Source organism: Flavobacterium zubiriense, from assembly GCF_041729725.1.
GTDB classification, from domain to species: domain Bacteria; phylum Bacteroidota; class Bacteroidia; order Flavobacteriales; family Flavobacteriaceae; genus Flavobacterium; species Flavobacterium zubiriense.
Genome location: NZ_JBCFQL010000002.1, coordinates 93238 through 114372 on the forward strand (window position 1 = coordinate 93238; position 21135 = coordinate 114372).

21 protein-coding genes are annotated in these 21135 nt (G+C 32.2%); 13 read left to right on the forward strand and 8 right to left on the reverse strand.

Annotation, left to right across the window (positions count from 1 at the left end):
* Nucleotides 1-66: 66 nt before the first annotated feature.
* Nucleotides 67-1830, reverse strand: a complete 1764-nt coding sequence (gene rho / locus AAGV28_RS02380) for a transcription termination factor Rho (RefSeq protein ID WP_373405228.1) — start codon at nucleotides 1828-1830, stop codon at nucleotides 67-69.
* A gap of 184 nt (nucleotides 1831-2014) precedes the next feature.
* On the opposite strand from rho, the gene AAGV28_RS02385 reads away from it, so the two are divergent.
* The 3 genes from AAGV28_RS02385 (at nucleotide 2015) to AAGV28_RS02395 (ending at nucleotide 4926) form a co-directional block, all read left to right on the forward strand.
* Nucleotides 2015-2428 carry a DUF4293 domain-containing protein gene (locus AAGV28_RS02385; RefSeq protein ID WP_373405229.1) on the forward strand — a complete coding sequence of 138 codons (414 nt, stop codon included), beginning with the start codon at nucleotides 2015-2017 and terminating at the stop codon, nucleotides 2426-2428.
* A 101-nt stretch (nucleotides 2429-2529) separates the two neighbouring features.
* Nucleotides 2530-3192 carry a response regulator gene (locus tag AAGV28_RS02390; RefSeq protein WP_373405230.1) on the forward strand — a complete coding sequence of 221 codons (663 nt, stop codon included), beginning with the start codon at nucleotides 2530-2532 and terminating at the stop codon, nucleotides 3190-3192.
* A gap of 153 nt (nucleotides 3193-3345) precedes the next feature.
* The gene (locus AAGV28_RS02395; protein ID WP_373405231.1) at nucleotides 3346-4926 is read left to right on the forward strand and encodes a tetratricopeptide repeat-containing sensor histidine kinase; all 1581 of its coding nucleotides are present in this window, start codon (nucleotides 3346-3348) and stop codon (nucleotides 4924-4926) included.
* Here AAGV28_RS02395 and AAGV28_RS02400 read toward each other — a convergent pair whose 3' ends face one another.
* On the reverse strand, nucleotides 4927-5424 hold the full coding sequence (locus AAGV28_RS02400) for a metallophosphoesterase family protein (RefSeq protein WP_373405232.1): 498 nt from the start codon (nucleotides 5422-5424) through the stop codon (nucleotides 4927-4929).
* Nucleotides 5425-5630: 206 nt separating this feature from the next.
* Here AAGV28_RS02400 and truA point away from each other — a divergent pair, with 206 nt between their 5' ends.
* From truA to AAGV28_RS02415, 3 genes are all read left to right on the forward strand, one after another.
* On the forward strand, nucleotides 5631-6386 hold the full coding sequence (gene truA, locus AAGV28_RS02405) for a tRNA pseudouridine(38-40) synthase TruA (protein WP_373405233.1): 756 nt from the start codon (nucleotides 5631-5633) through the stop codon (nucleotides 6384-6386).
* Nucleotides 6387-6482: 96 nt separating this feature from the next.
* Nucleotides 6483-8237 carry an ABC transporter ATP-binding protein gene (locus AAGV28_RS02410; protein WP_373405234.1) on the forward strand — a complete coding sequence of 585 codons (1755 nt, stop codon included), beginning with the start codon at nucleotides 6483-6485 and terminating at the stop codon, nucleotides 8235-8237.
* A gap of 5 nt (nucleotides 8238-8242) precedes the next feature.
* On the forward strand, nucleotides 8243-9028 hold the full coding sequence (locus AAGV28_RS02415) for an ABC transporter ATP-binding protein (protein ID WP_373405235.1): 786 nt from the start codon (nucleotides 8243-8245) through the stop codon (nucleotides 9026-9028).
* 182 nt (nucleotides 9029-9210) lie between these two features.
* Here the strand turns inward: AAGV28_RS02415 and AAGV28_RS02420 are convergent, their stop codons facing one another.
* From AAGV28_RS02420 to AAGV28_RS02440, 5 genes are all read right to left on the reverse strand, one after another.
* On the reverse strand, nucleotides 9211-9678 hold the full coding sequence (locus AAGV28_RS02420; RefSeq protein WP_373405236.1) for a tRNA (cytidine(34)-2'-O)-methyltransferase: 468 nt from the start codon (nucleotides 9676-9678) through the stop codon (nucleotides 9211-9213).
* Nucleotides 9679-9701: 23 nt separating this feature from the next.
* Nucleotides 9702-10352 (reverse strand): pseudouridine synthase, encoded by a 651-nt coding sequence (locus AAGV28_RS02425; RefSeq protein ID WP_373405237.1) that lies wholly within the window; start codon nucleotides 10350-10352, stop codon nucleotides 9702-9704.
* A gap of 269 nt (nucleotides 10353-10621) precedes the next feature.
* On the reverse strand, nucleotides 10622-12016 hold the full coding sequence (locus tag AAGV28_RS02430; protein ID WP_373405238.1) for a hypothetical protein: 1395 nt from the start codon (nucleotides 12014-12016) through the stop codon (nucleotides 10622-10624).
* 48 nt (nucleotides 12017-12064) lie between these two features.
* Nucleotides 12065-12613 carry an RNA polymerase sigma factor gene (locus tag AAGV28_RS02435; protein WP_373405239.1) on the reverse strand — a complete coding sequence of 183 codons (549 nt, stop codon included), beginning with the start codon at nucleotides 12611-12613 and terminating at the stop codon, nucleotides 12065-12067.
* Between the two features lie 59 nt (nucleotides 12614-12672).
* Nucleotides 12673-13083, reverse strand: coding sequence for a hypothetical protein (locus tag AAGV28_RS02440; protein WP_373405240.1), 411 nt, complete (start codon nucleotides 13081-13083; stop codon nucleotides 12673-12675).
* A gap of 148 nt (nucleotides 13084-13231) precedes the next feature.
* Between AAGV28_RS02440 and AAGV28_RS02445 the strand changes: the two genes are divergently transcribed.
* Both AAGV28_RS02445 and AAGV28_RS02450 read left to right on the forward strand, forming a co-directional pair.
* Nucleotides 13232-14602, forward strand: a complete 1371-nt coding sequence (locus AAGV28_RS02445; protein ID WP_373405241.1) for a DNA recombination protein RmuC — start codon at nucleotides 13232-13234, stop codon at nucleotides 14600-14602.
* Nucleotides 14603-14688: 86 nt separating this feature from the next.
* On the forward strand, nucleotides 14689-15231 hold the full coding sequence (locus AAGV28_RS02450) for a YceI family protein (RefSeq protein WP_373405242.1): 543 nt from the start codon (nucleotides 14689-14691) through the stop codon (nucleotides 15229-15231).
* Between the two features lies 1 nt (nucleotide 15232).
* On the opposite strand, the gene AAGV28_RS02455 is transcribed toward AAGV28_RS02450, so the two are convergent.
* On the reverse strand, nucleotides 15233-16147 hold the full coding sequence (locus AAGV28_RS02455) for a TIGR01777 family oxidoreductase (protein ID WP_373405243.1): 915 nt from the start codon (nucleotides 16145-16147) through the stop codon (nucleotides 15233-15235).
* A gap of 109 nt (nucleotides 16148-16256) precedes the next feature.
* Here AAGV28_RS02455 and AAGV28_RS02460 point away from each other — a divergent pair, with 109 nt between their 5' ends.
* From AAGV28_RS02460 to AAGV28_RS02480, 5 genes are read left to right on the forward strand one after another with little or no spacing between them, the layout of a single operon-like run.
* Nucleotides 16257-16916, forward strand: coding sequence for a TetR family transcriptional regulator C-terminal domain-containing protein (locus tag AAGV28_RS02460; RefSeq protein WP_373405244.1), 660 nt, complete (start codon nucleotides 16257-16259; stop codon nucleotides 16914-16916).
* A complete protein-coding gene (locus AAGV28_RS02465) occupies nucleotides 16916-18217 on the forward strand; it encodes an ABC1 kinase family protein (RefSeq protein WP_373405245.1) in 1302 nt (433 codons plus the stop codon). The genes AAGV28_RS02460 and AAGV28_RS02465 overlap by 1 nt, the downstream gene beginning before the upstream one ends.
* Nucleotides 18217-18351 (forward strand): DUF2256 domain-containing protein, encoded by a 135-nt coding sequence (locus AAGV28_RS02470; protein ID WP_373405246.1) that lies wholly within the window; start codon nucleotides 18217-18219, stop codon nucleotides 18349-18351. The genes AAGV28_RS02465 and AAGV28_RS02470 overlap by 1 nt, the downstream gene beginning before the upstream one ends.
* Nucleotides 18327-19631 (forward strand): DASH family cryptochrome, encoded by a 1305-nt coding sequence (locus tag AAGV28_RS02475; protein WP_373405247.1) that lies wholly within the window; start codon nucleotides 18327-18329, stop codon nucleotides 19629-19631. The genes AAGV28_RS02470 and AAGV28_RS02475 overlap by 25 nt, the downstream gene beginning before the upstream one ends.
* Before the next feature lie 6 nt (nucleotides 19632-19637).
* The gene (locus AAGV28_RS02480) at nucleotides 19638-21122 is read left to right on the forward strand and encodes a cryptochrome/deoxyribodipyrimidine photo-lyase family protein (RefSeq protein WP_373405248.1); all 1485 of its coding nucleotides are present in this window, start codon (nucleotides 19638-19640) and stop codon (nucleotides 21120-21122) included.
* Nucleotides 21123-21135 lie beyond the last annotated feature (13 nt).

A 21135-nucleotide genomic window follows, 5' to 3' on the forward strand; every position in this document is an offset into this window, starting at 1 on the left:
GATATCCTCGAGGATTTTTTTTATGCAATTTTTATCTTTTCTCTTTATTCTTTCTTCTATTCTCTTTTAATCATTCATCGAAATCAAAAACTCCTCATTATTTCTGGTTTTTCTAAATCTATCATTGATAAATTCCATCGCTTCAACCGGATTCATATCAGAAAGGTATTTTCTCATAATCCACATTCTTTGTAGCGTATCTTTATCAAGAAGCAAGTCGTCTCTTCTGGTGCTTGATGAAGTCAAATCAATAGCCGGGAAGATACGTTTGTTAGCAATTTTTCTATCCAATTGTAATTCCATATTACCTGTTCCTTTGAATTCTTCGAAAATTACCTCATCCATTTTTGAACCAGTTTCGGTCAAGGCTGTAGCAATAATACTCAAAGAACCCCCTTTTTCTACATTACGAGCCGCTCCAAAAAAGCGTTTTGGTTTTTGCAACGCATTGGCATCTACACCTCCACTCAATACTTTTCCTGAAGCAGGTTGTACGGTATTATAAGCTCTTGCCAAACGCGTAATCGAATCTAACAGAATTACTACGTCATGCCCACATTCTACCAAACGTTTTGATTTTTCAAGAACAATATTTGCAATTTTAACGTGCTCTTGTGGCTCTCTGTCAAAAGTTGAAGCAATTACTTCACCACGCACAGAACGCTGCATATCAGTCACCTCTTCAGGACGTTCGTCAATTAATAGAACAATAAGATATACTTCGGGATGATTGGCAGCAATAGCATTGGCTATTTCTTTCAACAACATGGTTTTACCCGTTTTTGGCTGAGCTACAATCATACCACGTTGTCCTTTACCTATTGGAGAAAACAAATCGATAATTCGAGTTGAAATCGTACTTTCTCTTTCGGCTAATTTGAATTTTTCTGATGGAAATACAGGTGTTAAATGTTCGAATGAAATTCGGTCTCTAACAACTTGTGGATCGTGTCCGTTAATTTTAAGTACACGAACTAAAGGGAAAAATTTCTCACCTTCTTTTGGAGGTCTTACCACTCCTTTTACGGTATCTCCTGTTTTTAAACCAAACAATCTAATTTGTGATGTTGACAAATAAATATCATCTGGAGAAGCTAAATAATTATAATCAGAAGAACGTAAAAATCCGTAACCATCAGGCATCATTTCAAGAACACCTTCGCTTTCTATGATTCCATCAAATTCAAAATCAGAGTCTCTAAAATTATTTTTCTTGGTTTTAAAATTAGGATTTTGGTTTTGGTTTTGATTCTGATTTGGATTGGGATTCTGCTTATTTTGTTGATTCGGATTGATTTTCTTTTGCGGAGCAGCAGGAGCAACAATTTCGGTAGTTGAATCTTCTTGTTTTGCTTCTACAGCAACAGGATTTTCATCTGTAGTTTCTTTATTCTTTTTTAAAGCAATTTTCTTTTCGTAAGTGGCTTTATTAAATTTAACCACCTTCGCTTTTTCAGCTACAACTTCTTGATATGTATCGTCTTTTTGTTGTTTTAATTCTCCATCTGCAATGGTTTCCTTAGGAAAATCAAGTTTCTCAGCATTATTTTGCTCTAATTGTTCTTCTTTATTGGTAGAAATAGTAGGCTTTTTGGGAGTCGCTTGTTTTTTTACGGGAACAATGCGTGTTCGTTTCGACTTATCATCAACTCCTGCCGACATCACCTTTTCTTCAACTACAGTAGAGGATGCAGCCGTATTTTGAAAATCCAAAATACTGGCTATTAAGGCATCTTTTTTTACACCGTTGAATTTTATTGTTTTAGCAGCTTTAGCTATTTGTTGAAGCTCAGAAAGCTTCATTACTTTTAATGCAGAAATATCAAACATGAATATTCTATGAATTTAATTAAATTGGGGAATCTTGAAAAGATTGGGTGTGTTTTTTTTCTTCGAATTTACCGCAGTATGAAGTGCTTACGGTATTATGTTGCAATAATACGAATAAAATTTAATCATACAATAGTATTTTAAAAAAAGAAAATATATTTTTGTGAAACAATAGGAATAGAAAATGATACAACGAATTCAAACAATATATTTATTTATAGCTTTTATAATTACTGGAGTTTTGCCTTTTATATTTCCTTTATGGACTTTGAGTGAGGGCAAATCATACTTTTTTATGGAAAACCAAATTTATGCCGTTTTGTTTGGATTGAGTACCACTCTATCCATATTAAGCATTTTATCCTATAAAAAAAGACAAAATCAATTTGTTATTGGCAGATTGAATATCATATTAAATTTGATTTTATTAGGATTGTTTTTATATCATTCACTAAATTTATCTGGAGAAGCTCCTGTAGTTTCTGAGAAAGGTATTGGGATGTTCCTACCTATTATTGCTATCGCAGCCTTAGTTTTAGCTAATAAAGCGATCAAAAAGGATGAGGATCTTGTAAAATCTGTGGACCGATTGAGGTAAACCTATAAATTTTAATTTATTAGTGCGAAGGAAACCCGAATGAAAATTCGGGTTTTTTTGTGTTATTTTTTTTATACATTTGGAAATATTAGAATCTAACTATGAAAACCACCATACGAATTCATCTAGCCGACGATCACAAAGTACTAATTGATGGTATGCGTACTTTATTGAATTCAATTCCTAACTTTAATGTGGTAGGCTTTTCTTTAAAAGGAACTGCACTTTATGAAGAAGTTACTAACAATGCAACGGATATTTTAGTTTTAGACATCAGTATGCCTGAAAAAGATGGTATTGAAGTACTCAAAGAATTTTCTAAAAAAGGTTTTCCGTGCAAAGTAATTGTACTTTCTACTTATGACGATATTAAATTAATCCAAGAAGTCATGAAATTAGGTGCTAGCGGCTATTTGACCAAGCAATGCGCCGGAGATAATATTGTTGAAGCACTACAAGTTGTAAGTACTGGTGAAGAATACTTTTGTAATCAGGTTAGAGAAACCATTTTTTTATCAGCAACACAAAAAAGCACAAAACCAAGTAATACAATCATTAGTCACGAATATCAATTAACATGTCGGGAAATAGAAATCATCACTTTGATAGCATTAGAATACAGTAGTAAAGAAATCTCTGAAAAACTTTTTATCAGTTCGAATACCGTAGAAACGCATCGAAAAAATATTCTAAAAAAATTAAAAGCTAAAAACACGATTAGTTTGGTAAAATTTGCCTTAAAAAACAATTTGATTTATCCTTAAATTACAGTCATCTTAAATTTTACTATGCCTTACCAACGCATTTACTGTTTTTTATTAGTGCTCCTTATTTGTAGTACTAACTTATTGTTTCCCCAAACAAAAAGTTCGGAACTAAATAAAATTACAACTCTCACACAACAAGCAACTAAATTAATGAGAGCTGAGAACTATGAAAAGTCATTAATTCTTTCTCGTCATACTTTGCATCAAGCAATTAGATTAAAAGACGACAATCTAGCTGCTCTTTCTTACAACAACATTGCTGCTAATTTCGATCAATTAGCTGAATACGAGAAAGCTTTGTTCTATTATAAAAAAGCAATTATTTACGCCAATAAAACTAACAATCACCATCTAAAAAATCGGATAAGCAATAACTTAGGAAACATCTATTGTTTTGATAAAAAAGAATATGCAAAGGGAATTCACTACTATAAAAAATCGCTGGAATACAGCATGAAAATTGCCGATTCCTCTGAAATTGCTTTTACTAAACTTAATATTACCTGGGCCTATTTTGATATCGGAAAATTTAATTTGGGACTTCCTTACCTAAATTTTATCAATAAACATTATAAAAAACATGAAGACAAATCTATTATTGTAGCTTTAAACATGCTGAATGGCATGTACTTTTCTCATCTTAATAACTTTAAAAGCGCTACTTTTTATTTTGAAAAAGCCATCGAATTAGGGAAAAAAGGAAATGAAAAATCAGATTTATCGTTTAGCCATCAGGAGTATTCTAAGTTTTTATTCAAAATAAAAAATTATAAAAAAGCTTATGAAAACCTTAATGCTTACAACCAAATTACAGATGAATTGAACAGCGAGGAAAAATTAAAAAAACTCAACATTGCCGGCATCAATCTTGAAATTGACGAATACAAAAGAGAAATTGATGACATCAAAACGAAGTACAAATCAGACCAACAAATCTTATTAGAAAAACAATCTAAAAATAAACTATTTAGCATTGTAATTATATCTATTTTGCTTTTAATCATTGTGTTTTCCTATTTTCATTTTCAAAATAAACAACTAAAACAAACCAACAAACTCAAAAATATAGAAAGTAAAATTCAAGAAAAAATAATTAACGCTTCAATAAATGGTCAAGAAATGGAACGAAAAAAAATCGCCTCCTTTTTACACGACAACATTAGTGCATTGCTTTCTTCGGCAGCTTTACATTTAACTATTTTTTCTACAAAAAACAAAAATGATTCGATTGAAATCACAAAAACAAAAGCTATTTTAATACAAACCCATTATAAAATTCGGGACTTATCACACCAACTCTTACCATCTTTGTTAGCACGTTTTGGATTGTTTTATGCGCTGAATGATTTATGCGAAATAAACTCTAATTCGGATATATTTTTCGAATATTCTAGTAATGTTTCTACCGAAACACGTTACAATGAAGAATATGAAATGAAAATGTATTTTATAATCAGTGAGTTATTGAATAACATTATCAAACACAGTGAAGCCTCTAGCGCTAAACTAAGTTTAAAAGAAATCAATTCGGAACTTCATATCCTATTAGAAGATGATGGAATTGGCTTTGAAATCAAACAATACCCAACGATTGAAGGATTTGGTTTGAACCAAATTAAAGCCCGAATAAACACAATGGAAGGGAAATTTACGGTGATTTCGAAACCAAAACAAGGAACTACAATTAAAATAATTGCTCCTATTGAATATAAAGCAAAACCTACGGTATAATCAAACTCTTTTTTCAATTTCAATAATTTCCAGATCCTTAATTTTATCGCCTTCAATTACAAATCGCAACATCGTGCGTACTTGATGAAAACCACTTTTTCCACAAGCCCCAGGATTCATGTGCAAAAGCTGATGCTTTTTATCGAACATTACTTTTAAAATATGCGAATGACCACAAATAAACAACTTAGGAGTATTTGCCGACATTTCAGCCTTTATATTTGGATTGTATTTTCCAGGATAACCGCCAATATGTGTAATCCAAACCGAAACATCTTCGCATATAAACCGATTGTGCAACGGAAATTCTAAACGCGCCTGAGCATCATCAATATTACCATAAACAGCACGTAACGGTTTCAATTTTTTCAAAATATCTGTTACTTTCAAATCACCAATATCTCCAGCATGCCATACCTCATCCGCTTGTTGAACATATTTCAAAATGGTATCATCAATATGACTGTGGGTATCTGATAGTAAAAGGATTTTTTTCATTTTTTTGAGTCTAAGATTCTCGGAAGCTAAGTTACTTAGGTTTTTCTTAGGTTCAAAAAAAGATAATTTCAAAGTTTTAGGTAAAAATCAGCATGTTATCAAATGTGTCATCAGCCATCTCTTAACAAAAACTTAGTATCTTAGCGACTCAGTACCTTAGCTTCTTTTTTGTACCTTTGAAATTCTGAAACTTTGAGATTAAAAACTTGAGATATTTTATAAAATTAGCCTACAACGGAACCGCCTATCATGGTTGGCAAATTCAGCCCAACGCCACTTCGGTACAGGAAACACTGAATAAAGCTTTTTCGGTTTTGTTGAATTCTGAGATCTATTTGATGGGGGCTGGACGTACAGATACTGGAGTTCACGCAAAAGAAATGTACGCTCATTTTGATTTTGAAAATCCCTTTGATATCCCAAAATTAGTTCACAAACTCAATTCCTTTCTTCCAAAAGACATTGTTATTTATCAAATTTTTCCAGTAGACAGTCAAGCACACACTCGTTTTGATGCTACTAAGAGAACTTACGAATACCATATTCATCTGTTTAAAGATGCTTTTTTGCAAGAACAAAGTTGGCATTTTACTCAGAATCTAGATGTGGATTTGATGAATGAAGCCGCCAAATTATTACTCAATCATACTGATTTTCAAAGTTTCTCTAAGGTAAATACCGATGTAAATACATTTGACTGTACTATTTTTGAGGCGTATTGGACTCAAGACGGAGCTACAAAAGAAGGAAACAAACTGATTTTTACTATTTCGGCCAATCGGTTTTTGAGAAACATGGTGCGTTCTATTGTGGGAACATTGGTCAATATAGGTTTACACAAAATAACATTAGCCGATTTTAACGCTATTATCGAAAGTAAAAGTAGAAACAAAGCCGGTTTTTCAGTACCAGCGCACGGATTGTATTTAACTAAAATTGAATATCCTTATCTAGATGACTAGTACTTAGTTCCTAGTCCTTAGTAAATTCATTTCACAAATAAATACTAAGGACTAAAAACTATGGACTAAGTACTAAAAAAGGACTAAAATAACAAAATGAAAGCAAAAGCATTCGACACACGATTATTCAAACGAATATTACAATATACAAAGCCCTACCAATGGCGTTTTAATGGCGTGGTTATTTTCGCCATTTCCTTATCCCTTTTTGCGGCTTTACGCCCGTATTTATTGAAACAAACGGTGGATGACTACATTCAAACCGAAAATGCTAACGGACTTTTACTGTACATCAGTTTGATGGGAATAGTGCTTTTACTAGAGGTTTTTTCGCAGTTTTATTTTGTCTATTGGGCAAACTGGCTGGGACAAGATATTGTTAAAGACATTCGAATTAAATTGTTCAAACACATTTTGAGTTTCCGAATGAAATACTTTGATTTGGTTCCTGTTGGTCAACTTGTAACTCGTTCGGTTTCTGACATTGAGTCGATTGCACGAATTTTTAGCCAGGGTTTATTCATGATTATAAGTGACTTAATGAAAATGGTTGTAGTGCTTATTTTTATGTTTTACATGAACTGGAAACTGACCTGGATTGTAATTGTAGCAATGCCGATTTTGGTTTTTATTACTAGAATTTTCCAACGCAAAATGCAAGTTGCTTTTGAAGAAGTACGAACGCAAATTGCCAATATGAACACTTTTGTGCAGGAACGTGTTACCGGAATGAAGATTGTACAATTGTTCAACCGAGAAGAAATCGAATCGGAAAAATTTAAAAGCATCAACGAAAAGCACCAAAATGCCTGGATAAAAACCATTCTTTATAACTCCATCTTCTTCCCTATTGCCGATATTATCTCGTCGCTAACACTTGGATTTATTGTATTATACGGAGGAATCAAAATTCTAAATGGTGATAATTTTACCACTTTTGGAGATTTGTTTTCGTACACGATGTTTATTGGAATGTTATTCAATCCTTTACGCCAAATTGCGGATAAATTCAACGAGATGCAATTGGGAATGATTGCTGCTAACCGTGTTTTTGAAATTATTGATACACAAGATCAAATTCAGGATACTGGAAAAATTGAAGCACCAGTTTTTAACGGAAATATTACTTTTAAAGGCGTTCATTTTAGTTATATCCAAGACGAAGAAGTCATTAAAGGCATCAATTTAAACGTTAATTCGGGTGAAACTATAGCTATTGTAGGTTCTACTGGGGCAGGAAAATCAACCATTATCAATTTATTGAATCGTTTTTACGAAATAAAAAGTGGTACTATTTGTATTGATAACGAAAACATCGAAAACTATACTTTGAGTTCGCTAAGAAAACAAATTGCCATTGTATTGCAGGATGTATTCTTATTTGCTGATACTATTTATAATAATATTACGCTAAACAATCCCGAAATTACCCGAGACGATGTTTATGCTGCTGCCAAAGAAATAGGTGTTCATGATTTTATTATGAGCTTACCTGATAATTATGATTTTGACGTAAAAGAGCGCGGTGTAATGCTATCTTCCGGACAACGTCAATTGATTGCTTTTTTAAGAGCTTATGTAAGTAATCCAAGTATTTTGATTTTGGACGAAGCCACTTCATCAATCGATACCTATTCGGAAGAGTTGATTCAACGTGCTACCGAAACTATTACTAAAGGACGAACTTCGATTGTTATCGCGCATCGATTGGCAACCATTGTAAATGCAGATAAAATTGTGGTCATGGACAAAGGTTTAATTGTTGAGGAAGGCAAACACCAAGAACTGATTAATAAAGTATCTGGTTTCTATAAAAACCTATACGATTCTCAATTTTCATTGGTAGAATAATCAAAATGAGTACTTCTAACATCATATTACAAGCTCGAAAAATAAGCATTGGCTACATCAATAAAAAAGAACAAAATACAGTTGCTTCTAATATTGATTTGACCTTAGAAAAAGGAAAACTCATTGCTTTAGTTGGTGCGAATGGTATTGGAAAATCGACTTTATTACGCACCATTACTGGAATTCAAAAAACAATTTCCGGAACTGTTTTTTTGAACGAAAAAAACATCCACGAAATGAATGCTTTGGCTTTAGCCAAAAATTTAAGTCTTGTATTAACCGAAAAATTACCACCGAGTAATCTAACCGTTTTTGAATTGGTCGCCTTAGGCAGACAACCTTATACAAATTGGATTGGCACCTTAGCCGATGAAGATATAATAAAAGTAAATCAGGCATTAGCGCTTACACAAATTGAACATTTGGCATCCAAAAAGCATTACGAAATTAGCGATGGACAATTGCAAAAAGTATTGGTAGCAAGAGCGTTGGCACAGGATACACCGCTTATTATTTTAGACGAACCCACTACACATTTGGATTTACTGCACAAAGTAGCCTTATTTAAACTTTTGAAAAAACTAACTCAGGAAACTCAAAAATGTATCCTGTTTTCTACTCACGATATTGACATGGCAATTCAGTTGAGTGATGAAATGATTATCATGACTCCAGAAATGGTTGTCCAAGATGAACCCTGTAATTTTATTTCAAAAGGAACTTTTAATACGTTGTTTAAAGACGAACATATTGTTTTTGATGCTACAAAAGGGAAGTTTGTAATTAGTTAGTTTTCTTTTAACCGCAAAGAGCGCAAAGGTTTTTCGCAAAGAAGATGCGGTATTTTTTAACCACAAAGAGCACTAAGTTTTTCGCAAAGTTCACTAAGAAAATCTAATTTATGAAATCTACTTTCTATATTCTAAAAATCTATTTTCTCTATTCTGCCTGAACACTGATCACTAAAAACTGCCTACTGAACACTACTTACTCCAATCTGCCTTTTCGCTTCACCAACCACAAAAGCTACTGAATTAGCGATATTAAAACTTCTTATTAAAGAAGACATTGGAATTTTCAATTGGTTCTTTTTATCGAATAACGCAAGAAATTCTTGGCTCAACCCAACACTTTCTTTACCAAAAACCAACCAGTCTCCATCCTGAAATTCAGTTTCTAAATAAGACTTCTCAGCATGAGAACTCATCAGGAAAACACGAGATTGATCTGGAATTTGACTCATCCATTCGGTTACATTTTGATATTCGGTTACATTAAGGTGTACCCAATAATCCAAACCAGAACGTTTCAGGTTTTTATCGTTGATAACAAACCCAAAAGGATGAATCAGATGCAAACGGCTTTCGGTTCCCACACACAAACGACCAATATTTCCAGTATTATTAGGGATTTCAGGTTCTACTAAAACGATGTTTAACATTCTTAATTTATTTGGTTATTTGTTTATTCGGTTATTTGGTTTTTGGTTATTTGTCTATTTTCATTGAAATTGCCATTGTCATTGTCATTGTCATTGATATTGATATTGATATTGAAATTGTCAACTTCAATTACTTCACCTGATTGTAAGTCATTCAAATGTACATTTCCTATTCGAACACGCACTAAACGTAACGTAGGAAATCCAACAGCAGCAGTCATTTTTCGCACTTGACGAAATTTTCCTTCATTAACTGTTATCGATGCCCAGGAAGTGGGGCCATGACGTTCATCTCGGATTTTTTTACCTCTTGCTCCAAAGTTAGGAACTTCTGAAATTAATTGGGCTTCACAAGGTTTGGTAATGTATTTAGTTCCATTAAAACCTATTTCGACTCCTTTTTTTATGTTGTCAATGGCTTTTTGGGTAATAATTCCATCCACCTGAACATAATATTCCTTATCGACTTTTTTGGAACGAATTTGTTCACTTACTTTTCCATCGGTGGTAAGCAACAATAAGCCTTCCGAATCTTCGTCTAAACGTCCGATAGCCATTGTTCCTTCAGGAAAAGGATGCAATTCACCCAACAGTTTCTTTTTTCGTTTCAATTCGTATATAAATTGACTCAGATAACCATAAGGTTTATGGAGAATAAAATGCTGATGCGACATGGCTTGAAGTGAAATTTGCACAAAAATACACAAATCAGCGCAGTCTTAAACTATTTCGAAACGAATTCAGGGCAAACGCACGAGTTTTATTTTTGCCACGAATTACACGAAATAACACTAATACTAATGATTCTAAAATAAATTACACAAATTTTTATCTGCCTTTGGCAGATTTGTGGAATATTATAACATCCAAATTTGTGATATTTCGTGTAATTCGTGGCTACTTTTTTTATTTATGGAACTAGTGTGTTTGCCCTGGAAAGGAATTAAAAAGATACATTCAAACCAAAATTAAAAATCAACTGAAATTGATTGAAATTTTGGTTTTGAACCGGCTTTGTGTAATAATTCATTCCGGGCTCCACAAATACTTTTGTTTTTTGAAACAATTCGTATTGTAACGTACTACTGAATAATGTTCCAAAAATTACATCATTAACATCTGTATTTTCTCCAATCGAACTATCGTTCAGCAACACTTCATTCGAAATTACTTTGCCTACAAATCCTCCCGTATTCATATTTATACGAGCTTTCCCTTTGTTGAAAAGAGCATAGGAAATCTCCATTGGCATCTCTAGATATTGTACATTTTGCGACAAATCGCCAGTTTGATAAAAAGTACTACTAATGGTATTTAAGGTACGATTAGGACTATTAGCAATAAATAAATAATTAGCATTGGTGGCTATAGTTCCCTTTTCCTGAGGTGTATTTAATGGCTCTTTAGAAATGCTAACCAAACTTTTTGCCGAATTAACATAAGAAACATTAGCTACTCGCTGACCCAATTCACTCACTTTTAATCCTGTACTCACGGCCCAACGGCGATTGAATTTATAATTGGTTTTTACGCCATAGCTATGCCCTTTTTGAGATTCAATTGTATTCCCTAATGATTTTTGATTCTTTAAATTTTGTGAACTATTTACCCCAGCAAATACCTGTAAAGACCATTTATCTTCAACTGTAGCTGTTTTTTCTTTCTTTGTTTGTTCTTTTACTAAAACTGCCAAAGCATTTTCTTCTAAGTTTGCTGTTGCTTGATTTTCGTTTACTTTAGCATCTGGAATTGTTTTCTCTTTTTCGATTTTATTAGCAGCTGCAATTTTATTATCTTGGACTAAATGCTCATTGTTTTTTACTGCTGTTTGCCATTTATTTTCGGGTTTGTTTTCTTCAAAAGTATTATTCTTGTTTCCAACTGTAGTTACAGCATTTTGATTTAATAATGTAACTTGGCTTTTATTCGAATAAAAAACAGGATTTTTTGCGGTCGCTTTTTTATTTTCTTTTTCTTCAACTGATGAATTTGAATTAGCAACTCGGCTGTCTAAATTTTTATTTGGAATTACTTTTTTATCAATATTTTCATCTTTTTCAACAGCACGATTCGTAGATCTTGATTGATTTACCACACCGTTTTCTTGCTGGATTGGAACATTTATCAAAGAATTTTCTGGATCCGAATAAAAATAAAAGGTTCCCAAAAGTCCTAAACCAACAACTAAACAAGCCGCCAATGGCCACCAGAATGCTGCTCTTTTTTTCTTTTTTGGAAAATCCAATTTCTCTTCAATCCCTGACCATAAATTATCTGGAGGAGTTTTAGAGAAATTTTCCAACGAAGAAAATAGTTTTTCTAATTCATCTTTTTTCATAATCTCTTTTTAGTGCATTTCAATGTATATTGCAATCTAAATTTATTTTCAAACATTATTTGAAGCCATTATTTCCAATATTTTCTTTTGCAAATTATTCTTTGCCCGATTCAAATTAGACTTCGATGTTCCTTCGGTTATATTCAATAAACTTGCAATTTCCTTGTGTTTCATTTTTTCGAAAAAATACAAGTTAAAAACTAATCTGTACTGATCGGGCAATTGCTGAATACAGTCTAACAATTTTTCTTGAGGCAACGCAAATGAATCCATTTCTTCTTCCTCAACAATATCTTCTTCAAACGTCGCGTCTACAAAAAGAAAGTCTCTTTTTCTCTTATTCAGCGTTTCAATCAATTTATTGATAAAAATACGCTTCAACCAACCTTCAAAACTGCCTTCAAATCGATATTGACTTATTTTTTGAAAAACAATTATAAACGCTTCCTGAAAAACATCCTGTGCATCGGCTTCATTTTTCATATATTTTAGGCATAGTCCATACAGTACAGGAGCAAACAACTGATAAATCTTTTGTTGTCCTCCTCTATCGTTTTCGATACACTTCTGGATGTAATGGTCTAATGGTTCTTTCAAAAAATAACTCTTAAAACAGTTTAACGTTAACAAATTTAAAACATTCTTATTACTTATAATTACTTTATGTAAGTCAACACATAACCCTCTGTAAAATTGTCTTGAATACTCAAATTCTTGTCATCAAGATTCTGAATTACATAGCTCATCTCATTAAAAGTTAATAAATAATGCTGTTTATTATCAAAAATACTGTTCCCCTTTTTTATGGTATAGTTATATTGTCCCGTTTCTGCATCGTTAGTAAAAATCGTAACTTTTTTATTGCTTCCAAAAATTAATTTCTTATTCACTCCAGTGCTTGTAGGAGTTATTATTTCGTTTCCAGTTATACCTCCAATGGATTTTTGCCAATGCCAAGTTCCAATAATAGCAAGTCTATTTTGAATATTATTTTCATCATTTTTATACGAACAAAAAGATAGAAAGAATACAAAAAAGATTAAAAAAGGAATACTTAATTTATGCATAATGTTACTTGCTTAATGGTAACTAGATTAATAACAGTAAAAAAGGTTGCGTCAAGAAAACTAAAAAAAGTAATTCCATTCGAATAAAAAAGTGTTACAAATCAGCATTAATCTCTATTTTTGCTTACTTTACTTTTAAACTTTATTTATGTTTGATTTATTTCCTTTTTTATTCTCGTTTATCATTGCACTTTCCATTGGTGTTTTTATTGGAAAATTGATTTTTTCTGCTCGTTTTCAATCCGAGAAAACCAGTTTGGAAGAAAAATTAATTGCGTTTAATTCTCAAATTAATCAATTGAAAGAACAACTTTCGAATGAAAAAGTACAATTCGAAAAACAACTTGCAATCAGCAATCAAGAAAAAGAAACGATTCGAAACGAAAAAGACAGTCTGGCTATCCAACTTTCGAAAAAAGAAGTCGATTTTGAAAATCTTTGGGAACGCAACAAAGAACAAAAAGACGAAGTAGAGAAATTACAGGAAAAATTTACTAAAGAATTTGAAAATTTAGCCAATAAAATATTAGACGAAAAATCGAATAAATTCACGGAGCAGAATAAGGAAAACATGAAAAACATCTTGTCTCCTTTGCAAGATAAAATTCAGTTATTCGAAAAGAAAGTCGAAGATACTCATAAAGAAAGTATTGATTATCATGCTGCTTTACGCCAACAAATTCTGGGCTTACGCGAAATGAATATTCAAATGAGCAAGGAAACGCTCAACTTGACAAAAGCCTTAAAAGGCGACAGTAAAATGCAAGGAAACTGGGGCGAATTAGTTTTGGAACGCGTATTGGAAAAATCAGGATTAGAAAAAGGACGCGAGTATGATGTACAACAGAGTTTCTCTACCGAAGAAGGAAATCGTGTTTTTCCAGACGTAGTGATTAATTTACCTGATGGTAAAAAAATGATTGTGGACTCTAAAGTTTCTTTGACAGCTTATGAGAAATACATTAATGAAGAAGATGATGATTTAAAAATTGTCTATTTAAAAGAACACGTTAATTCCATTAGACGTCATGTGGAGCAATTAGGAAACAAAAATTATCAGGATTTATACCAAATAGAAAGTCCTGATTTTGTATTGCTTTTTATTCCTATCGAACCCGCATTTGCCATTGCCTTAAACGAAGACACCGCATTGTACAATAAAGCTTTTGAAAAAAACATTGTTATTGTAACTCCAGCCACTTTACTAGCCACTTTACGCACCATTGATAGTATGTGGACTAATCAAAAACAACAGGAAAATGCAGTTGAAATAGCGCGTCAGGCGGGAGCTTTGTATGATAAATTTGAGGGTTTTGTTGCCGATTTAATTAAAATAGGTAAAAAAATAGACGAAACTAAAATAGAATACAGCGGCGCCATGAACAAACTGGTTGAAGGAAGTGGAAACCTGATTACCAGAGTAGAAAAATTAAAGAAAATGGGGGCAAAAGCAAAAAAAGCACTTCCCGAAAGTATTATTGCCAGAGCAAACAAAGACGAAACTAATTTAATCGAATAAAAACACTGATTTTAGATTTATCTCGTCTGATTTTATTATATTTTTTGCTGTTTTTTTTGTAACTTTAAGTAGAAAATAAAGTTGCCATGAAAAATTCTATACTCCTACTTTTATTTTTTTTCAGTATTCCAATAGTTGCACAAGAAAAGAAAATAGCAACTAATGGCAACATTACTTTTGAGGCTTCCGTTCCATTCTACGAAGCTGTTGAAGCCAAAAACAATCAGGTTCATGCAGTACTGAATACTAAAAATGGTACTATCTCTTTTGTAGTTATAATTAAACAATTTCGTTTTGAAAGAAGTTTGATGGAAGATCACTTTAATGCCAATTATATGGAAAGTGATAAATATCCCAGAGCGACTTTTAAAGGTGGAATTGAAAAATTTGCTCTAAACAAAATTAACACTACTCCAACAGAATATTTTATAAAAGGAAAAATAAACATTCACGGAGTAACTAAAAGCATCAGAGTTCCCGCGGTACTCAATAAAACGGATACAAATACAATTAAAATGCAATCAAATTTTGCCCTAAACACCGATGATTTTAAAATTGACATACCTTTTATTGTTCGCAACAAAATAGCAAAAAACGTCAATATAGCATTGAATATTGAACTTAAATAGTCTATCGAGATAGGCAATCTTTCATGGTGTTTTCTAAATTTTCATACTCAAATTGGAAACCTAAAGTTTTTAATTTAGCATTTGAAACTCTTCTGCCTTTTAGTACCATTTTAGACATTTCGCCTAAGGCAAATTGTATTACAAAAGAAGGAACACTAGGCAACCAAAGTTTGTAGCCATAAACTTTTGCCAAAGTTTCAGAAAACAACTGATTAGTTGTATTATCAGTAATAGCCGCATTATAAGCACCACTCATTTCATTATTTTGTATGGCTTCTAGATAAATTCGGCACAAATCATCAATATGAATCCAAGGCATATATTGTTTTCCTGAACCTAAAGCAGATCCAAATCGATATTTAAAAATAGGACTTAGTTTTTTCAATAATCCATCGTCTTTACCCAATACTAAACCAGTTCGAATAATTACACTTCGAATTCCTTGATCCGCAAAAGGTTGAACTGCTAATTCCCATTTTTGACATGTTAATCCTAAAAAATCATTAGCAGGTTGCATACCCTCGGTACAAATTGCCTGACCATTGATCGCTCCATAAATTCCTACGGCTGAAGCAGAAATAAAAGCTTCTATTTTAGAATTGGATTCCAGTAAAGAATTATAAATTAATTGAGCAGAGAGTGCTCTACTAGACAAAATAGCCTCTTTTCTTTTAGGAGTCCATGGCTTCTCTGCAATATTTTCTCCAGCCAAATGGATCACATAATCTGCTTTATAAACCGCTTCATTTTCTATAAATTGCTTTTCTACATCCCAAGCATAGTAAAAAACGTCTTTTGTATTGCTTTTTTTGTTCCTAGTTAAAATAGAAACCGAATAGCCTTGAGCGATTAACATTTGTGTTAAATGCCTTCCCACAAAACCTGTACCTCCCGTAATTAAAACATTTTTCCTCATTACAACTCATTTTTAATTTATATTCAAATATACGAATATATTTTGTTTAACATTAACACATAATAGTTAAACAATTTATTATCTTTATAAAAAATTAAAAAAATATACAATGGCAACAAAAAAAAATAAAATATCAAAAGAAGCAATTGTTTCAATGTACATGAATTATACATTAGAACACAACGAAAAGCCCAAATCAGTTTATTTGTTTAGTAAATTAAATGAGTTTACTGAAACTGAATTCTATAATTTCTTTGGTAATCTGGAAAGTATAGAAAAAGAAATTTACAATGTGTTTTTAGAAAAAACTATCGAATTATTGAATAAAGATGCAAACTACGAATCATACGATATGAAAAGTAAGTTATTAAGTTTTTATTTTACTTTTTTTGAATTACTAACCGCTAATCGAAGTTATGTAAGCATGAATTTGAAAGAGGGCAAAAATCAGTTAAAAACCTTGATGCTACTATCAGGTTTACGAACCAATTTCAAAAAATTCATTGGAGATATTACTACTGATGAATTCCGAATTCAACAAGAAAAAATTCAAGAATATCAAGAAAAAGCAATTCAAGAAAGTGCTTGGATTCAATTCTTATTCACTTTAAAATTTTGGCTTGAAGACGGATCTCAAAATTTTGAAAAAACCGATGTTTATATCGAAAAATCAGTGAAACTAAGTTTCGAACTAATAAACATTGCTCCTATCAACAGTTTAATTGACTTTGGGAAATTTATTATTAAAGAAAAAACACAAAAAAACTAATGAAAACAATAGACTATATCCCAACTTCAAAAATTGAACGAGCTACAAAACTGGTTCAAACAGGAGCTAAAGTAGGTGTAAATTACCTGAAATATTACGGTGAGAAAATGGTGAATTCTGATTTAAGTCGTGACAAACTCAATGAAGACAACGCCGAAGACATCTATGACGGACTGAAAAGTTTGAAAGGAAGTGCGCTTAAAGTTGCACAAATGCTAAGTATGGATAAGAATTTCTTACCGCAGGCTTATGTAGAAAAATTTTCATTATCTCAATTTTCAGTCCCTCCTCTTTCAGCTCCTTTGGTATTGAAAACCTTCAAGAATAATTTTGGAAAAACACCTTATGAAATTTTTGATGAATTCAATCCTAATTCGGTCAATGCGGCAAGTATTGGACAGGTACATTTAGCGGTAAAAGACAATAAAAAGCTAGCGGTAAAAATTCAATATCCTGGCGTTGCCAATAGTATTTCTTCTGATTTGGCATTGGTAAAACCCATTGCCATCCGAATGTTTAATTTGCAAGGAAAAGATTCTGATAAATATTTCAAAGAAGTCGAAGATAAATTGATTGAGGAAACCAATTATTTATTGGAACTCAAACAAAGTCAACAAGTAGTTGATGCATGCAAAAAAATAAACAATCTAATTTTCCCCGAATATTATCCTGAATTTTCTTCAGAGAAAATTATCACAATGGACTGGATGTCTGGCGTTCATATTTCTGAATTTAAAAATTCAGATCCAGAAATTGCTAATAAAATTGGTCAGGCTTTATGGGATTTTTACATGTATCAAATTCACATTTTGAAAAAAGTTCATGCCGATCCGCATCCTGGAAATTTTTTAATTAATGATAAAAACGAATTGGTTGCCCTTGATTTTGGATGTATGAAAGAAATCCCGAATGATTTCTACATTCCCTATTTTGAGTTAATCAACAAGGATGTGATTGATAACAAGAACCTTTTTAGAGAAAAATTATTCGAATTAGAAATCCTTAGACCGGACGACAGCAAAGAAGAGATTGCCTATTTCACGCAAATGTTCTATGATTTATTATCGCTATTTACACAACCGTTTCAAAGCGAAACTTTCGATTTTTCGGACGAAGTATTCTTTCAAAACATAGCGCAATTGGGCGAACGTTTTTCTAAAGACACTAATCTCAAAAAAATGAATGGCAATCGAGGTTCCAAACATTTTATTTATATGAATCGAACTTTTTTTGGCTTATACAATTTAATGTTTGATTTAAAAGCAACTATTGTGGTGAACGCTTTTAAAAAATACAACTAGTGAAAAAAGAAAATCTTCCGTCAAAAATATGTTTGGTTTGCAATCGACCTTTTAATTGGCGGAAAAAATGGGAAAAAGTTTGGAATGAAGTCAAATATTGTAGCGAAAAATGCAAAAGAAACAAAAAGGCTTAGTTTGGTTTAGAAATGATTTGAGAGTCAATGACAATGAATCTTTGAACAATGCCATGCAAGAAAATGATGCCATTGTTGCTGTCTATTGTTTTGATCCAAGACATTTTGAAAAGACGCGTTTTGGATTTAAAAAGACTGAAAAATTTAGAGCCAAATTCTTAATAGAATCGGTTACAGAATTGAAGCAAAATTTGGATAAATTGAATATTTCACTTTTAGTTTACTATCAAAAACCAGAAGACTGTATTCCTGAAATTATTTGTCAAAACGAAATCAATTCGATTTATTTTCAAAAAGAATGGACGAGTGAAGAAATTGAAGTTTTAGAGAATCTGAAATCAAAAGTTCAAAATTCGGTGGTGTTCAAAGCAACTTACAATCAGTTTTTGTTTCATCCAGAGGATATACCTTTTGCCGTCAACTCAATTCCAAGTGTTTTTACACTGTTCAGACAACAATGTGAAAAATCAGTAAAAATAAGGACAATTTGCACCGTCAAACAGGTACTTAAAGAAATTTGGATTACCAATAACACAACAATACCAAACCTGAAAACGCTTGGTTTTACTGACTTTGAAATGGATTCCAGAACAGCCTTTCCCTTTAAAGGAGGTGAAAATGAAGCACTTAAAAGATTGCGCAATTATTTTTGGGAAACTAAAAAACTAAGCGTCTATAAATTAACCCGTAATGGATTGATTGGAACTGATTTTAGCTCAAAATTTTCACCTTGGCTAGCTAATGGTTCTATTTCGGCTAAAACTATTTATTGGGAGATTATTAAATACGAGAAAAATATCGAGAAAAATGACTCAACTTATTGGTTAATTTTCGAACTAATTTGGAGGGATTTTTTCAAATATATTTCCATGAAACATGGCGATTCAATTTTCAAAATTGGAGGAATTTTAAATAAAAATTACGATTGGAAAAACAATATCTCTGATGTAAAAAATTGGATAAATGGAAATACTTCTGAGCCATTTGTAAATGCCAATATGATCGAATTGCAACAAACAGGATGGATGAGTAATCGCGGCAGACAAAATGTAGCCTCTTTTTTGGCAAAAGAATTAGTATTAGACTGGCGCATAGGAGCCGCTTATTTTGAAGCTATGCTTATTGATTACGATGTTCACAGCAATTACGGGAATTGGATTTATATTTCAGGAGTAGGCAACGATCCTAGAAATCGAAAATTCAATATTAGGCTGCAAGCTGAGAATTACGATGGACAATCAAAATTTCAGAAACTATGGTTACAACACCAATTATTCTAAAATAAAATGAATACTAACAAAAAACAAATAAATGTGGTTTGGTTTAAAAGAGACCTTCGTTTACAGGATAACGAAGCGATTTTTAATGCCTCTAAAACAGGTACACCAACGTTGTTTCTCTACGTATTTGAAAAATCTTTAGAAAATGATTCGCATTACAGCCAGAGACATTGGAATTTTATCAAACAATCACTAGTTGACATTAATAAACAACTTAAAAAATCAAATACACATGTTTTAGCTGTGACATCAGAAGTAGCTCATGTGTTTAATACACTCCAAGAAATTTATAAAATAGATAGTGTTTTTTCTCATCAGGAAACTGGTTTAAAAATCACTTATGAAAGAGACAAGACCTTTAAAAGATTTTGTAAAAACAATCAAATTAATTGGGTCGAAAACATCAATAACGGTATTTTTAGAGGATTAAAAAACAGATCTGACTGGGTTTCAAAATGGGAAAAATACATGAATGAGCCTCCATTTATTTTTGACTCTAAAGCAGAAAATTTTCTCTCTTCTGAGGCAATAAGCAAACTCGAAAAAATTTTAGAAAACACTAATTTAGAAACTATTCCAGATACTGTTTTTCAAAAAGGAGGCAGTACCATGGCTTACAAATATTTAGAAAGTTTCTTTGACGATCGCTATCAAAATTATAATTCTCATATATCGAAACCATTATTGGCTCGGAAAAGTTGCAGTAGATTGTCACCATATATTGCTTGGGGAAATTTATCTTCAAGACAAGTTTTACAAAAGGCAGCAACATTTAGATTGACCTGTAGCCATAAAAAACAAATTGATTCTTTTGTTTCCAGACTCACTTGGCAAGCACATTTTATTCAAAAATTTGAAATGGAAGAAATCATGGAGTTTGAAAGTATCAACAAAGGTTTTCATTTGTTGAAGAAGAAAATCAATCCAGCTTATATTAAAGCTTGGAAAACGGGACAAACGGGATTTCCATTAATCGATGCTTCAATGCGCTGCCTCAATGAAACTGGGTATTTAAACTTTAGAATGCGCGCCATGCTCGTATCTTTTTTTACACATAATTTATGGCAACCATGGCAGGAAGCGTCACAACATTTATCACAAATGTTCTTGGACTTTGAACCTGGAATTCATTTTCCGCAGTTACAAATGCAGGCAGGCGAAACCGGTATCAATATGTTACGTATTTATAATCCTATAAAGAATAGTTACGAGCACGATCCAAAGGGTGAATTTATAAAAAAATGGGTGCCTGAATTGCAACACTTACCAGCAACATTTGTACACGAACCTTATAAAATGACCTATTTAGACCAGAAATTTAATGAATTCGAAATAGGAATAAACTATCCCAAACCAATTATAAATATGGAACGAACGAGAAAATTTGCCAGTGACTTTTTATGGAAAATGAAAAAAAATCCATTGGTAAAGGAAGAAAGTAACCGCATATTAAGATTACACACCATGGCTGATATTGGTGACAGCGAATAAAACATGAAAATCA